General features: G+C 71.9%; 8 protein-coding genes. 6 read left to right on the top strand and 2 right to left on the bottom strand.

Annotation, left to right across the window (positions count from 1 at the left end; all coding sequences use genetic code 11):
* Window positions 1–28 precede the first annotated feature (28 nt).
* The 4 genes from AB8Z75_RS21345 to AB8Z75_RS21330 all read left to right on the top strand — a co-directional run bounded on the left by AB8Z75_RS21345 (window position 29) and on the right by AB8Z75_RS21330 (window position 8,164).
* Window positions 29–2,539 carry an ABC transporter permease gene (locus tag AB8Z75_RS21345; protein WP_369204366.1) on the top strand — a complete coding sequence of 837 codons (2,511 nt, stop codon included), beginning with the start codon at window positions 29–31 and terminating at the stop codon, window positions 2,537–2,539.
* A gap of 395 nt (window positions 2,540–2,934) precedes the next feature.
* Window positions 2,935–3,654: a hypothetical protein gene (locus AB8Z75_RS21340; RefSeq protein WP_369204364.1), complete on the top strand. Its 720-nt coding sequence runs from the start codon at window positions 2,935–2,937 to the stop codon at window positions 3,652–3,654.
* A 578-nt stretch (window positions 3,655–4,232) separates the two neighbouring features.
* Complete coding sequence (locus AB8Z75_RS21335; RefSeq protein WP_369204362.1) at window positions 4,233–5,534, top strand: GNAT family N-acetyltransferase; 1,302 nt, start codon at window positions 4,233–4,235, stop codon at window positions 5,532–5,534.
* A gap of 287 nt (window positions 5,535–5,821) precedes the next feature.
* Window positions 5,822–8,164 carry a beta-N-acetylglucosaminidase domain-containing protein gene (locus AB8Z75_RS21330; RefSeq protein ID WP_369204360.1) on the top strand — a complete coding sequence of 781 codons (2,343 nt, stop codon included), beginning with the start codon at window positions 5,822–5,824 and terminating at the stop codon, window positions 8,162–8,164.
* A gap of 155 nt (window positions 8,165–8,319) precedes the next feature.
* Here the strand turns inward: AB8Z75_RS21330 and AB8Z75_RS21325 are convergent, their stop codons facing one another.
* A complete protein-coding gene (locus AB8Z75_RS21325) occupies window positions 8,320–8,919 on the bottom strand; it encodes a TetR/AcrR family transcriptional regulator (RefSeq protein WP_369204358.1) in 600 nt (199 codons plus the stop codon).
* A 52-nt stretch (window positions 8,920–8,971) separates the two neighbouring features.
* On the opposite strand from AB8Z75_RS21325, the gene AB8Z75_RS21320 reads away from it, so the two are divergent.
* Both AB8Z75_RS21320 and AB8Z75_RS21315 read left to right on the top strand, forming a co-directional pair.
* The gene (locus AB8Z75_RS21320) at window positions 8,972–9,814 is read left to right on the top strand and encodes an alpha/beta fold hydrolase (protein WP_369204356.1); all 843 of its coding nucleotides are present in this window, start codon (window positions 8,972–8,974) and stop codon (window positions 9,812–9,814) included.
* A 333-nt stretch (window positions 9,815–10,147) separates the two neighbouring features.
* Window positions 10,148–10,972 (top strand): SigB/SigF/SigG family RNA polymerase sigma factor, encoded by an 825-nt coding sequence (locus AB8Z75_RS21315; protein ID WP_369204354.1) that lies wholly within the window; start codon window positions 10,148–10,150, stop codon window positions 10,970–10,972.
* 168 nt (window positions 10,973–11,140) lie between these two features.
* Here AB8Z75_RS21315 and AB8Z75_RS21310 read toward each other — a convergent pair whose 3' ends face one another.
* Window positions 11,141–12,481 (bottom strand): GH1 family beta-glucosidase, encoded by a 1,341-nt coding sequence (locus tag AB8Z75_RS21310; RefSeq protein WP_369204368.1) that lies wholly within the window; start codon window positions 12,479–12,481, stop codon window positions 11,141–11,143.
* Window positions 12,482–12,521: the final 40 nt, after the last annotated feature.

Raw genomic sequence — 12,521 nt, 5'->3', positions numbered from 1 at the left:
GCCCCATCCCGTCCGAAGGACGCTTCCGATGTTCCGCACCGCACTGCGCGCTCTCGCCACCCACAGGCTCCGTTTCCTCCTGCCCGGCCTCGCTGTCGTACTCGGTGTGGCCTTCGTGACGGGCTCGTTGCTCTACAGTCAGTCCGCCGCCGCGGCTTTGGACCGTGGCCGCGGTGACGCACAGGCCGACGTCTTGGTCCGTATGGAACCCGAGCGCTCGTCCGGTGGCGAGCGCACCCGCCTCGATGACGCGCTCCTGCGGAAGTTGCGTGCGCTGCCCGGGGCTGCCGCCGCCCGCGGCACCGTGGAGGGCAGCGCACACCTGGTCGGCAAGGACGGGTCCCTCGTCGGCGAGCGGCAGCCGGCGATCGGGATCAACTGGGTTCCCGGCCGCGACGGCGACGATCCCTACCACCCGCTGGCGGCCGGGCACGGCCCCCGTACCGCCGGCGAGGTCGCCGTCGATCAGCGCGCCGCCGAACGCGCCGGACACCGGGTCGGCGACCGGGTGCGCGTCGTCGTCGAAGGGACCGCCCGCACCGTACGGCTCGTCGGTGTCTTCGCCTCCGACGATCCGCGTACGGCGACCGGTGGCACTCTGGCCGCCTTCGACCCGCGCACCGCGCGCCGCTGGTTGGCGCCCGCGCCCGGCGCCTACGCGGAGATCGGCCTCACCGCCGCGCACGGCACCTCGGATGCCGAACTCGCCGCGCGCGCTGCCGCGGCGCTGCCCGCCCGCGCGGACGTCACCACCCGTGCGCAGAACGACGCCGCCGCCGCGGCACTGAGCGGCGGCGACAAACGCACCACCTTGCTGTTGGGCTTCGCCGGGGTGGCCCTCTTCGTCTCGACGTTCCTCATCGCCACCACGTTCACCATGCTCAGCGCCGCCCGCGCCCGCGAACACGCGCTGCTGCGCGCCGTCGGTGCCACACGCCGTCAGGTGACCAGGCAGGTCCTCGCGGAAGCGTTCCTCATCGGCGCGCTCGCCTCCGCCGTCGGCTACGTGCTGGGCATCGGCGTCGCCGAGGTGCTCAACACCGTGTTCGGCGTCACGGGGGACGGCGGCGGGCCGGCGGTGCCGCTGCGGCTGGGCTCCGTCACCGCCCCGCTCGCGGCGTTCGGGGTCGGTATCGGCGTCACCGTGGTCTCCGCCTATCTTCCTGCCCGTCGCGCGGGTGCCGCTCCGCCCGTCGCGGCGCTGCGGGCGGGAGGTGAAGGTACGGGCCCATCACCACTGCGCCGCCGCAGCGCCGCCGGTACGGCCGTCACCGCGGTCGGCGTGTTTCTGCTCACCGTCGCGGCGGAGGACCAGAACACTCTTTTCCTCGCCGCTCCTGTCCTCCTGCTGGGACTCATCCTGCTCACTCCGTTGCTGGCCCTCGCCGTCACCGCTGTCCTGCGTACGCCGCTGACACGCCTCGCCGGAGTGCGCGGCACCCTGGCCGTGGAGAACGCCCGCCGCAACCCGCGCCGCACAGCCGCGACCGTGACCACCTTGATGATCGGGCTGGCCATGGTCAGCGCCCTCACCATGGCCATCACCGCGGTCAACCGCCACGGCGAGCAGGAGGCCGCCGCCCGTATGACCTCGGACCTGCGCATCACCGCCGTCGACTTCGGTGAGATCGGCCCTGGCACCGCGCAACGGGTGGCGAAGGTGGCCGGGGCCGAGGCCGTCAGCCCTCTCGTCAGTGCCGCGCTCGTCCCCGTGGACGGCGACGGCCTGGCCGTCACGGGCGTCGATCCGGGCACCATCCGCGACGTGGCGCCGCTGACCGTCCGTGCGGGCTCCCTCGACCGTCTCGACCACGGCATCGCCGTCACCACCGACACCGCGCGGGAACGCGGCTGGCGGCTGGGCACCCGCGTCACCGGCACCTTCGACGGCGCCGACAACCGGACCTCTCTGCCGGTCGTCGCGCTCTATGACGGACCCGACACCCTGACGCCCGCCCTCGTGTCCGCACGCGGCCTGCCCAGGCCCACCGCGGCCCAGGGCAGCCCCCGCATCGACTCCGTGCTGGTGGACGCCGCGCCGGGCCGTACCGACGCGCTGCGCACACAGATCCGCGAGACGCTCGACAACCCCGCGCTCCTCGTCCAGAACCGCGCCGACGTGCGGGCCGAGGTCGCCGCCGGTTCAGCCCCGCTGCTGGTCCAGGTCTACGCGCTCCTCAGCATCACCGTGGTCATCGGCGCCCTGGGGGTGGTCAACACGATGGGTATGGCCGTCCACGAACGTGTCCGGGAATTCGGGCTGTTGCGGATCATCGGTTTCGACCGCGGCGGAGTCGGTCCGTTGCTGCGACTCGAAGCACTGGTCATCGCGCTGCTCGGGTGCCTCCTCGGGCTGGCGTCCGGCCTCGCCATCGGTACGGCGGCGGTACTCGGTCAGGGCGGGTTGACGCTCGTCGTGCCATGGGCCCAACTGTCCGCCTTCGTCGCCGCGACGGCCCTGATCGGTGTTCTCGCCTCCGTCGCCCCTGCCCGCCGGGCCGCCCGTGTCCCGATGCTGAGCGCCACCGCCGCCGAGTGACCGACCCGGGGGTCGTCGCGATACCGGCTGTGCGGGGCGGCCCCTCAAGCGGCACATGAGGTGGTGAAGTGACGTGTGCCGGGCTCATGTTGCGGGCTTGCCACATGCCCCGTGAGTGTCCGGGTTCGAGGGTCGGCACGGTAAGGCGTAACCGAAAGAATCGACGTTGGCGTGCGTGTGGGGAAGCGAGAAGGGAACCACCGCGGTGTGTCGACATCACCACCCGCGGAACAACTGGCATTGCCCGGCCGTACTATCTCTAGGGCCGAGCATGGTGTAGAAGTCACAGCACACTGTGGTGCGGCGGTGTCCGCGCCACCCATGAGGTGCCCCCGTCTTCTCCTGCCTGCGTACAGGCCCACTCGCCGTATCCCGATTCTGGAAAGGCACACGCCATGACCGAGACCACCACTCCCGCCGACCTCACGTCGCAGTACACCGAACGTTTGGCCGAAGACCTCGAACACAACACGACTGAACAGGAACGCCTCACCGCCGAGATCGCGGCAATGGAAGAGCGGTTGGCCGCTTTGCAGCGCGACCACACCATTCTGCTGAACATGCAGCAGGCCCTGGGAGTGACAGTGACAGCGGCGCCTGCCGCGCCGCAGGACACCGCTGCCGTGCCGTCCCCCCGGAAGAAGCCGGCCCGCGAGCCCGCCAAGCGCAAGCGGACGCGTGCGGCGGCGACGGCGACGCAAAGCAGCTCCACTGGCGCCGACACGGCCAAGAAGAGTGCCGACACGGACGGCAAGAAGGCCGCGCCGAAGTCAGCACCGAAGTCCGCCCAGAAGCCAAACCAGAAGCCGAACCAGAAGTCGGCCAAGAAGCCCGCTGCGAAGACGGCACAGCCCACCCTGGTCGAACTGGTCCGCACCCACCTGGAGCAGCAGAACGAGCCGCGCTCGGCGGCGGAAATCGCCGCGGCTCTCGGCAAGGAGCACTCCGACCGCACCGTGAAGACCACTGTCGTGCGCACCACCCTGGAGAACCTGGTGGCCAGGAATGCCGCCCAGCGCTCCAAGCAGGGCAGTTCGGTCTTCTACACCACACTCACTCCGAGCGCGTCGACGGCCGCGGCGCCCACCGAGGAGCAGGGCGGCAAGGCCGAATAGAGACCGCTTGATGTTCGTCCGTCCCTGGAGGCGCGCCTTTGTCGCCCAGGGACACGGCCATTCGTCGACTGACGCACAGCCAGGCCCGCGATCGAGCGGAAACTCATGGCTCATCCGGCTGTTCCGTATGCCCGAGGTGTGGGTCACACACATGGTTCATGGTGTGTGCCGCCCACACGGCGGGCGGGCTCGCGCCGGTCGCGGCGGGCGTGCCCGTTCCTCGGACTCTCGCGAGGCGACCACCTGCCGTGTTCCGCGCCCGCCCGCCACCGGGGGCGCGAGTCGCACGCCGCTGCTCGGCGGCCCAGGCGGCTGGGGCCTGCACAAAGGAGCCTGCTGCGGGGCGAGGCGCGTGTTACCGTTGGTGGCCCAGCGACAACCGGGTCGGCTGCGGAGCTTGATGGGGAGATGAGTTGATGACTGCCGTAGAGGCCACTGCCGTGTGCAGTGCCCACCGGGCCATCCTCACGTCCCGGGCTCCGGTCTGACCTGACGCTGATACCCCCGTGCGAGCCCTGGCGGGCTTGCGGGAGGCAGCACTCCGTGCTCATCGGGGCCCCCGTTCAAGGGTCTCCACGTTGTCTCGATCACTTCCTCCTCACGCCTCCGGCACCGACCCGGTGACAGAGGCGTTCTTCACCCTGCACCGCGACCTGCCCCGCCAGGGGCCCGGCTCGGACGCCACTGCGCGCCGCATGCTGGCGGCTGCCGGGCCGCTGCCCGAGCACCCGCGGGTGCTGGACGTCGGCTGCGGCCCCGGCCGCTCCACCCTGCTGCTGGCCGAGGAAGCCGGCGCGCACGTGACCGCCGTCGACCTGCACCAGCCGTTCCTGGACGGCCTCGCGGCCGAAGTCGCACACCGAGGCCTGGGCGACCGGGTCAGCCTCCTCAACTGCTCGATGGACCGGCTGCCGTTCCCCGATCAGAGCTTCGACGTGATCTGGGCCGAGGGTTCGGCCTACATCGCCGGCTTCGGCACGGCTCTGCGCGCGTGGCACCGGCTGCTCGCCCCCGGCGGCGTCCTCGTCGTCACCGAGGCCGAGTGGACCGTGCCGGACCCCGCCCCGGCCGTCCGCGCCTACTGGGACGCGTCCTATCCGCTGCGTGATCACGCCGCGAACGCCGGGACCGCACAGGCCGCCGGCTACCACCTGAGCGCGCACTGGCCACTGCCGGAAAGTGACTGGTGGGACGAGTACTACACCCCGCTCACCCAGCGCGTTCCCCGAGCAGACCCGCAGCAGCCCGGGATGCCGGAGGCACTCGCCGCGCTCCGGACGGAGCTCACCATGCGACGCGAACACGGCAGCGACTACCACTACGCCGCCTACATCCTGCGCCCCCACGACAACGACGCGAACGAGGCCACCATGACCACGTGGACCACCCGGCCCGAGACCATCGACGACGTCTCCGCCCTCCGCGGCATCGTCCTCGCGGCCTTCCCCACCGCCGAGGAAGCCGACCTCGTCGACACCCTGCGCGCCGACCCGGAGGCGTGGATCGACGGCCTGTCCATGGTCGCCACCGCTCCCGACGGCACCCCGGTCGGACACGCGCTGCTCACCCGCTGCCACGTCGACGGCCAACCCGCCCTCGCCCTGGCGCCCTGTGCGGTACTGCCGTCGTTCCAGCGCACCGGCGCCGGGTCCGCCGCCATCCGCGCCGCCCTCGACGCCGCACGGACCATGGGGGAGAACCTCGTCGTCGTCCTGGGGCACGCCGACTACTACCCGAGGTTCGGCTTCACCCGCGCCTCCCGCTTCGGCATCCGTGCGCCCTTCGAGGTGCCCGACGAAGCCATGATGGCCATGGCGCTCGACGCGAGCCGCCCCCTCCCCACCGGCACCATCCGCTACCCCGCCGCGTTCGGCGTCTGACGCGCCCGTGGTGCCCCGGGTCCCGTTCTCCCGGGGCACCACCGCACTTCGCGGTTTCCCTCCGGCAGGTAACGGGCGGGGGCGGAGGTCGTCGGCGGCAGTGGGGCGACAGGTGTGCGGCGAGCCGCAGACGGGCGCGTCGCCGATGCGCGAGTGGTCAGGCCACGGGCGTTGACGCTGCCACCGCGTGTGGTTACGTTCCCCCATGCGTCCCGCATGGGAACGATGCCAGCCTCTTGCGCGGTTGGCCGCGGCACCGTGCCACCAACCCCGCACGCAGGAGTCTCATGCACCCCGCCCGACTGGTGTTCCCTCTCGCACTCACACTCGCCGTCGCCACGACCGGCTGGTCCCCCGCCCCGCCACCAGGGCCGTCCGCAGCGTCCGCAGCGTCCGCGACGTCCGCCACGCCCTCCGCGCACATACGCGATCCCGGCGCCGTCTTTCCCACACCGCGAAAAACCTGGCAGCGCCGCGACTTCGCCACCGTGACCAGGACGGTCACCGTGGTGACCGGACACCATCCGGACGGCCCGGCGCTGAAGGCCGTCCGGCAGGCGTTGCGGGCGGCCGGCACAGAGCGCGTCGTGACCACCCAGGCGGAACACGCCGACCATGCCGGCCAACTGACCGTCCACATGGGCGAAGACGCGCCGCGCGGGCTGGGCGGCGAGGGCTACGCGCTCACGCTGGGCGGCGGCTCGCGGCGCTCCGCGGGCCGGATCGTCCTCGCGGGCGAGGACGACACCGGCACCTACTACGCCGCGCAGTCACTGCGCCAGATCCTGCCCGCGAGCCGGCACCCCGGCACCCGAGTGCGGGGGCTGGCCATACGGGACTGGCCCTCGACGCGGTCGCGGGGGGTCATCCAGGGCTTCTACGGCACCGCCTGGTCACAAGGCGCCCAACTGGACCAGCTCGACTACTACGGCGCGCACAAGCTGAACACCTACCTGTACTCGCCCAAGGACGATCCCTACCTGCGCGAACGGTGGCGCGACCCGTATCCGCGACGGCGACTGGCGGACCTGGAGAAGCTGGTCGAGAGGGCCGAAGCCCGGCACGTCGACTTCGGTTACGCCCTCTCCCCCGGCCTGTCCGTCTGCTACAGCTCCACGGCGGACGCCACAGCACTCACCGAGAAGTTCGAGTCGATGTGGCGGATCGGCGTGCGCACCTTCGTCATCCCGCTCGACGACATCAGTTACACCGAGTGGAACTGCCCCGAGGACGCCAAGAGGTTCGGTACGGGAGGGGCGGCAGCCGCCAGGGCGCAGGCCCACCTCGTCAACACGGTCCAGAGGGAGTTCTTCGGCGCCCACCCGGGCGCCGCGCCGCTGCAGATGGTACCCACCGAGTATGCGGGCACCGCTCCGAAACCGTACAAGAAGGAGCTGGCCGGGCGACTCTCCCCGGAGGTGACCGTGCAGTGGACGGGCTCCGAGGTCGTCTCGCCGTCCGTGACCACCGCGCAGGCCAGGAAAGCCCGCGCCGCCTTCGGCCACCCGGTCGTGCTGTGGGACAACTATCCCGTCAACGACTACGCGACCGACCGGCTGCTCCTCGGCCCGTACACCGGCCGCAGCGAGGACCTGCCGGAACACCTCGAAGGCATCGTCGCCAATCCGATGATCCAGCCCTCCGCCTCCAAGATCGCGCTGGGGACGGTGGCCGACTACACGTGGAACTCGCGTGCGTACCGCCCCCGTCCGTCGTGGGCCGCCTCGATACGCGAACTCTCCGGCGGCAACAGGCGCGTGGAGCGCGCGCTGCGTGCCTTCGCCGACGTCAACCACTCCTCCCTCCTCGACAAGCGGCAGGGGCCCGATCTGCGCACCGCCGTCCGCGACTACTGGCGCGGCGAGCGTGCCGCGGCCGGTCTCGACGCGGCGCTCAAGCGTCTGCGGAATGCTCCGGCCGTGCTGGACAAGGCGCTGCCCGACCGGCGCTTCCTGCGCGACACCGGCCCCTGGCTCGGCGCCGCTCGCGACTGGGCGCGGGCGGACCTCGCCGCCCTGCGCATGCTGACCGCCGCGCGCGACGGTGACGGCGAGCGGGCGCGGCAGCTGCGGCGCGACCTGCCCCGGCTCGTGCGGCGGGCGGAGTCGCACAGGTACGTCGACATCGACGGCGAACGGATTCCGGCGGTCGTCGGCGAAGGCGTACTCGACAGCTTCGTCGACGACGCCGTCGCCGCGCACGACGTGCTGCTCGGCCGGACGCCACGCCCCAAGGCCTCCACCGACATGGGCACCCACCAGCAGCACACCCCGCTCCGTATGACCGACGCCGACGACGCCACCTGGTACTGGAACAAGACCCCCATGGAGAGGGGCTCGTACGTCCGGATCGACCTGCGCGACACCCGCCCGCTCGGGCGGGTCCGGCTGGCGATGGGCGCACCGGGTGCCGAGGACGACATCATCGAGCGGGGCGTGCTGGAATACTCCGCCGATGGCGCGCACTGGACGCGGTTCGCCTCCTTCCACGACACGCAGGAGGTGACCGCGCGTCCACCCGAGGGGACCCGCGCCCGCTATGTGCGCGCTCGTGCGGTGGCGGACCAGGACGCGCTGGTCGCGGTCCGCGCCTTCGAGACCGGCGGTGGCCGAGGAGGCGCCCAGCGATGACAGGGGGAGCGGACCCGCGCCGTGCGGACGGGCGCGGGTCCGCTGGCGTCTGGCGTCTGGCGTCTGGTGTCTGGTGGGATTCCACGCCGGCGGGGTCAGACGGAGGGCGCGCCACGCAGGAGTGCCGGTCGGCTCCGGGGCCCCGGGAGCAGGCTTCACGGCCCGGCGTCCGTCCTGGCCCGCGCCTGCGCGTCGCGCAACGACACGACATAGGTCGCGATCGTGCGCCCGGTGGCCACGAACGGCTCGGTCGAGCGCAGCCCGCGGGCGAGGAGGAACGCTCCTTCGAGGGCGGTCAGCACGGCGAAGACGACGGTGCGGGAGTCCGATTCGCCCAGCCCGCGTGCGGTGAAGTACCGGGCGCCCACGTCGACCCAGGTCTCCATCACCTCGGCCGCGACCTCACGCAGTTCGGGCTCGGTGTCGGCGGTCTCGGCCGTGACCGTGCCGACCGGGCACATGTTGGCCCAACCCGTGTCGCGCATGTCCTCGCCCGCCGCGGCGAACAGTGCCTCGATTCCGGACGCGAGATCGTCGTGGGCGTCGAGCACCAACGGCAGGAGTTGGATGTACGCGGCTCCGGTCTGCCGCAGCGCGACCGCCGCGATCTCGCGCTTTCCTCCCTTGAAGTGGTGGTAGAGGGAGCCGGTGGGTGCACCCGCGGCGCGGGCGAGTTGGTTGACGCCCGTGGCGGCGTAGCCCTGCTTGCGCAGCAGTTCCGCCATCGCCAGCGCGATCCGCTCGTCGGTGTTCATACGTCCATGGTAGAACGGTCACTCTAGAGAGACCGTTCTACCGGGAGTTGCTGTGCGCGAAGTCGAGGTACCCGCTGGTCTCATCGAGTACGACACAGTGGGATCGGGCCCGCCGGTCGTCCTGCTCCACGGGCTGCTCATGGACCACACGGTGTGGGATCGAGTCCTGCCCCTGCTGCCGCACGGATTCACCTACGTACGCCCCGTACTGCCGCTCGGGTCCCACCGGCTGCCGATGAAACCGGGCGCCGACCTCACCCTCCGCGGCCAGGTCCACCTCGTCGCCGACTTCCTCGACGCGCTCGCCCTGGACGCGGTGACCCTGGTGCACACCGACTGGGGCGGGGCGCTCTTTCTCACGGCCCACGGCCGGGACCAACGCGTCGCCCGGCAGGTGATCCTCCCGTGCGAGGCATTCGACAACTTTCCGCCCGGCCTGCCCGGCACGATGGTGTCCCTCGCTGCCCGCGTCCCCGGCGGGCTCCGGTTCGCCGCCCGCCAACTGCGCGTCGGCGCTATGCGCAGGCAACCGATGCTGTTCGGACAGATGGCTCGCCGCCCGGTGCCGGACGACCTGATGCGTGGCTGGACCGAACCACTCCTCCGCGATCCCGGCGTCCGGCGCGACATGCTCGCCTACTGCCGCGGGGCCTTCGACAAGGCGGAACTCGTACGCGACACCGAGGCGCTGCGCCGGTTCGCAGGCCCGGCCCTCGTCCTGTGGTCGCCCGAGAACCGCGTGATGCCCCCCGAGCACGGCCGCCGTCTGGCGCGGTTGCTTCCGGCCGGGCAGTACGCCGAAGTGCCTGGCGCGTACGTGCTGTCCATGCTGGACGAGCCCGAACTCGTGGCGCACGAGATCGGCCGTTTCCTCACCTCCGCCCCGGCACGCTAACCGGCCGGCCTCTCCCCCGGCCCGGTGGCCCGGTCGGTGGGCGGTCGGTGCTCGGTGGCCGGGCGGGTGCGTGAGGGTTGCGGACAGGTGGACGCTCTCTCGGACGGCCGTGCGGCGTCGCGCCCGTCGCAGAAGACGAACGGCCGAAGCCGGTTTCCGCTGTGGGCCTGTGAGGTTTGCGGGACGACATGCCGGTTAGGAGGCTGACCACGTGCTTGGGAGGACAGGCACATCCGCGGGAGGCGACCGTTTCACGGCGCCCCGGGTGTGTCACCCGAGCCGCTGCTCCCGCGGTGGTCCACGTGTCAGCGACACCGCAAGGAGGCAGTTTCCATGTCTGCCGTTCGGTACCGGCCCCAGCGAGCCCGTCACAGCCACAACGACGCCCCCGACACCGCCGAGGACTTCCGGCGCCTGGCCACCCTCCCTCACGGCCCCGAGCGTGAGGAGTTGAGCGCCCGGCTGGTGGAGGCGTGGCTGCCGATGGCACGGAGGCTGGCCGCCAAGTACCGCAACCGCGGCGAGATCCTCGAAGACCTGGAGCAGGTGGCGGCCCTCGGCCTGGTCAAGGCCATCGACCGCTACGACCCCGCGCAGGGCACCCCGTTCGTGCCCTTCGCCGTGCCCACCATCACCGGCGAGATCCGCCGTCACTTCCGCGACCACACCTGGGACGTCCACGTGCCGCGCCGCGTGCAGGAGATGCGCAACAAGGTACGGACCGCCGTCCGTGAACTGACCACTGCGGCGGACGACCACACGCCCTCGGCCGAGCGGATCGCCGAGCACACCGGCCTCACCCAGGAAGAGGTGGCCACAGGCCTGGAGGCCATGGACAGCTTCCGCAGCCTCTCGTTGGACGCGGCCACCACCGGTTCCGACGACGGTTTCTCCCTCGCCGACACGCTCGGCAGCAAGGAGGCCGGCTTCGACACCGTGGTCGCCCGCGAGGCGGTCAAACCGTGTCTGCGTGCCTTGCCCGAGCGGGAACGCAAGGTTCTCTACCTGCGCTACTTCCGCGACATGACCCAGTCGCGCATTGGCAAGGAACTCGGTATCTCCCAGATGCACGTCTCCCGCCTGCTGTCCAAGAGCTGCGACCGCGTCCGCCGCCAGGTCGAACATGCGCGCCCCGCCGCGCGTTCTCACCCGGCGTGACCGCGAGCGCCTCGCCCGTCCTGCCCGCACGCCCGTCCTGGCCGCACGCACGTCCTGCCCGCACGCCCGTCCTGCCCGCAGGCGTGGCGCGCTCCCAGGACGTGACCGGCCGAACATGTCGGGTGCCGGACGACCGGAGGCTGCCCCCGTGCCGAGGGACGCGGTGCGTCAGGCCGCCCTCCGTTCCCTCGCCCGGTGCGCCGACGCGAGGCCGGCGAAGCGACGCCCACTGCTCTTGATGGTGCGGCGCTGCGTTCGGTAGTCGACGTGGACGAGACCGAACCGCTGCGCGTAGCCGTACGCCCACTCGAAGTTGTCCAGCAGTGACCAGGCGAAGTACCCGGCCAGTGGTACGCCTTCGCGGACGGCGCGACCGCAGGCCGCCAGGTGCTCCTCCAGGTAGCGGACGCGTTCGGGGTCGTGGACCTGGCCGTCGGGTCCGAGGGTGTCCGGGTAGGCGGCGCCGTTCTCGGTCACGTAGAGGCAGCGGGCGCCGTAGTCGTCCGTCATCCGGCGCAGAGTCCTGGTGAGCCCTTCGGCGTGCACCTCCCAGCCCATACCGGTCACCCGTGCCCCCTGCGGCAGTGCGGCGGGCCGGGCCCGGGGGAAGGACCCTTCCGGGTCGTCGCGCAGGACGTTGCGGAAGTAGTAGTTGAGGCCGAGCCAGTCCAGCGGGGCGGCGATGGTCTCCAGGTCGCCGCCTTGGACGGGCGGCTCGGTGCCGTACAACTCGACCATGTCGGCGGGGTAGCCGCGGCCGTGTACCGGGTCCATCCACCAGCGGTTGACGTGCCCGTCGGAGCGCCGCGCCGCGGCGACGTCGGCCGGTTCTTCGGTGGCGGGTTCGCAGTGGGTGAGGTTGTTGACCAGGCCGATGCGGGCGCCGGGTGCGTGGGCGCGCAGCGCCTGGACCGCGTACCCGTGGCCCAGGTGCAGGTGGAAGGAGGCGCGTACGGCGGCGGTCATGTCCGTGAGCCCTGGCGCCATCCGGCCCTCGTAGTGCCCGATCCAGGCCGAGCACAGCGGCTCGTTGAGGGTGGCCCAGTGCCGGATGCGGTCGCCGAGCCGGGCGGCGACGACCGCGGCGTACTCCCCGAACCGTTCGGCCGTCTCCCGCGCGGGCCACCCTCCCCGGTCCTGGAGGATCTGCGGCAGGTCCCAGTGGTAGAGGGTGGCGAAGGGGGTGATGCCCGCTTCCAGCAGCGCGTCGGTCAGCCGGTCGTAGAAGCTCAGGCCCCGCTCGTTGACCTGTCCGCCGCCGTCGGGCAGCACCCGCGGCCATGCGAGGGAGAAACGGTAGGCGTCCAGGCCCAGCTCGCGCATGAGGCGCACGTCCTCGGGCCAGCGGTGGTAGTGGTCGCAGGCCACGTCTCCGGTGTCGCCGCCGTCCACCTTGCCGGGGGTGTGGCTGAAGGTGTCCCAGATGGAGGGCGAGCGGCCGTCCTCGGCGACCGCGCCCTCGACCTGGTACGCGGCGGTCGCTGCGCCCCATACGAAGTCGTCGGGCAGGTCCGCGGTGCTCTCGTGCGGCCGGTCGGGGGCAGTGGCA

The sequence above is a fragment of the Streptomyces sp. PU-14G genome, from assembly GCF_041028275.1.
In the GTDB taxonomy this organism is placed as follows: Bacteria; Actinomycetota; Actinomycetes; order Streptomycetales; family Streptomycetaceae; genus Streptomyces.
Note: the sequence above shows the minus strand (reverse complement) of the source record. Positions and strands in the feature narration are given on the sequence as shown.